Source organism: Kitasatospora sp. NPDC057512 (assembly GCF_042802135.1).
GTDB lineage: Bacteria > Actinomycetota > Actinomycetes > Streptomycetales > Streptomycetaceae > Kitasatospora.
On the sequence record NZ_JBHVET010000921.1, the window covers coordinates 1 to 2,825 of the forward strand.

The following is a 2,825-nucleotide window of genomic DNA, read 5'->3' on the forward strand; positions in this document are numbered from 1 at the left end:
CGCCGTCGGCGGCCCGCGGGGTGCCGCCGGAGGCCCCCGGGGCGGGCTTCCCGGTTCGGGGGCGGCGCCGCTTCCCGGTCGCGTCCCCGCCCGCCCCCGCCCCCGTCCCCGCGTCCGCCCCGGCTCCGGGGCCGACCGCGGCCGGGTCGAGGCCGGCGGAGTTCGCCGGGGGCCCGCTCGGGCCGGGGTCCGGGGGGTGCGGCAGCGCGTCCGCCAGCAGGGCGAAGGCCTCCGCCTCGGTGCGGGTGCCGAGCTTGCGCAGGGCGCGCTGGAGGTAGCTGCGGGCGGTGCCGGGGGTGACCCCGAGGGTGGCGGCGGTGCGGGGGAGGTCGTGCCCGGCCGCGAGGTGGGCCAGGGTCTGGGCCTCGCGGGGGGTCAGTTTCCGCAGCAGGCGGCCCGCGTCGGTCCCGGCGCGGTCGGGCTTGCGGTGGCGCTCCGGGGTGGGGGAGTCGGCGGTGGGCGGCGTGGTCATCAGACGCTCCGGGCCGGGGCGCCGGCGGCTTGGGGGCAAGGTCTGAAAATGCGCATAAGCCAATAATCTGGGACACGGCGGCGGTTTGGCGCTTCACGGAGCATGGCGAGTCGCCTTGGCACCATGTGGCCCATGACGCAGCTGATGGGTCGTCCGATCCTGGAACCGCCCGGCGTGTTGGGCGGACGCCCCGCGCTGGCCGACCTGTTGGCGGGAGTGCGGACGGCGCTGGTCGGCCTGGCGGCGGTCGGGCTGCCGGTGCTGGGGCTCTGGGTCGTGACGCCGTACGCGGACGACGGCGCGGCCGCTGTCACCCGGTTGGCGGGGGTGCTCTGGCTGCTCGGGCACGGGGCGCCGCTGCTGCGCGGGCCGACGGACGCCCCGCTGACCGTCACTCCGCTGCTGCTCGGCGTCCTGGCCGTGGTCCGGCTCCACCGGGCGGCCGCCGGGGTGGCGGCGCGGCGCGGGCCGCGCCCGCGCTGGGGCGGCCCGGCGGCGGTGTGGGCGGGGTACTGCGCGGTGGCCGTGGCGGTGGCGCTGCACTGTGCGGGCGACGGGCTGTTCCACAGCCGGGTGCTGCTGGACGTCCTGGTGGTGGCCTTGGTCGCGGGCCTGGCGACGGCCGCCGGAGCCCGCTCGGTGACCGTCCTCGACGTGCCGGCCGACTCCCCGCTGGACTTCCTCCCGCCCCCGTACCGCCCGGTCGACGGCGCGCCGGTGGTGCGGACCGCGGCGCTGGCGGCCGGGGCCGGGCTGGTCGCGGCGGGCGGCCTGCTGGTGGTGTGCTCGGCGGTGCTGGACGCGGTGGCCGGCGGCGGGCGCGGGACGGCGCTGCTGGGGAGCGGGCCCGTCGCGGTGGTGGGGCTGCTGCTGCTCGCGCTGGCGCTGCTGCCGAACGCGGTGCTGTGGGGCGCGGCGTACGCGCTGGGTCCGGGCTTCGCGGTGGGCACCGGGACGGTGGTGTCGCCGGCCGGTACGGCGCTGGGCCCGGTGCCGGAGTTCCCGCTGTTCGCCCTGCTGCCGGCGGACGGGCCGGGCGGCTGGCGGCTCGCGGTGTCGGTGCTGCCGCTGCTGGCCGGGGTGGTGCCGGCGGTGCTGCTGGGTCGCGCGGCGGCGGGCCGGCGGCTGCCGGGCGCCGGGTCGGGGGAGCGGCCCGAGCCCTGGCCGCCGGCCGCGACGGCGGTGGCCGCGCTGGCGGCGGCGCTGTCGGTCGGGGCCGGGGCGGCGGTGCTGGGCTGGCTCTCCGGCGGGGCGCTGGCGGGGGAGCGGCTGGCCTGGGTGGGGCCGGTGCCGTGGACGGGCCCGGCGGCGGCGGGCTGGATCGCGCTGGTCGCCGTCCCGGGCGCGCTGCTGGTCCGGTACCGCACGCTGGGCCCGGCGGACGACGGGGGCGTGTACGCCCGGCTCGTACGGCAGGCCCGCCGGGGCGGACTGGAACTGCGCGCCGGTACGTACGCCCTGGTGCTGCGGCTCTCCGCACCTGGCGTCAGGACCGCCGACGAACCGGGCCCCGAGGACCGGGACCCGACCGACCGTGCGGACCCGACGGCCCGCGCGGACCGGACCGACTGAGCGGCCCCGGAGGCCCGACCGGCCCCGGAGGCCCGACTACTCGGCGTTCCCGGTGAAGTCCACGTACCACCGCGGCGCGTACCGGTCGCAGTTCTGGGCGCCGACGGAGGTCAGCGAGTCCTGGACGCAGGTGACGTACTCGCGGTAGTGGTACCCGAGGCCGATCACCGAGGTGGCGACCACGATGGTCATCGCGCCGGTCAGGATGCCGGCGAGCGCGGCCGGGGTGAGCGGGTTCGAGGCGGGGGCGACGGGGTACGGGCCGCCCGGTCCGGCGACCGCGCCGGCGGCCGGGGCGGGCCGCCGGGTCCGCAGTGCGCCGACGCCCCAGACGATGCCGAGCGCCCCGGCCAGCAGGGCGATCCAGTGGAACCCGGTGAACAGGCAGACCAGCGCGAACGGTCCGGCCAGCGCGGCGTTGCGGGCCTTACGGTGGGCCGGGTCCGCGAGGTCGAGCCGGGGTGGCTGCGGGGCCGGCGGCCGCTGGCCGGGGCGGCCGTCGCCGCCGGGGCGGCCGTCGCCGCCGGGGCCCCACGGCGGCGGAGGCTGCGGGCGTCCGCCGTCCTCGCCGCCGGGGCCTCCCGGCCCGCCGGAGCCGTCCTGGCCCCCGCCGGCCCAGGGGCTGCGCGGCTGCCACGGCTGGTCCGGGGTATCCGCCGGCGGCGGCGCGAAGGGGTTGCGCTCGCCGGTGTCGTCGCCGCTGCTCATGGGTTCAGCCATTCCTTCTCGGTCGGGGCTCGTTCGGAGGTTCTCGGGTCGGAGCGGTCTTCCGCGCCCCAAT

3 protein-coding genes are annotated in these 2,825 nt (G+C 79.8%); 1 reads left to right on the plus strand and 2 read right to left on the minus strand.

What is annotated here, in order from left to right; all coding sequences use genetic code 11:
* On the minus strand, positions 1 to 472 hold a 472-nt coding region (locus tag ACFU6K_RS35775), incomplete at its 3' end, for a response regulator transcription factor (protein WP_380670322.1).
* A gap of 132 nt (positions 473 to 604) precedes the next feature.
* On the opposite strand from ACFU6K_RS35775, the gene ACFU6K_RS35780 reads away from it, so the two are divergent.
* Positions 605 to 2,044 (plus strand): DUF6350 family protein, encoded by a 1,440-nt coding sequence (locus ACFU6K_RS35780; RefSeq protein WP_380670324.1) that lies wholly within the window; start codon positions 605 to 607, stop codon positions 2,042 to 2,044.
* 36 nt (positions 2,045 to 2,080) lie between these two features.
* Here ACFU6K_RS35780 and ACFU6K_RS35785 read toward each other — a convergent pair whose 3' ends face one another.
* Entirely contained in the window at positions 2,081 to 2,752 is a 672-nt protein-coding gene (locus ACFU6K_RS35785) for a hypothetical protein (RefSeq protein ID WP_380670326.1), read from the minus strand.
* Positions 2,753 to 2,825 lie beyond the last annotated feature (73 nt).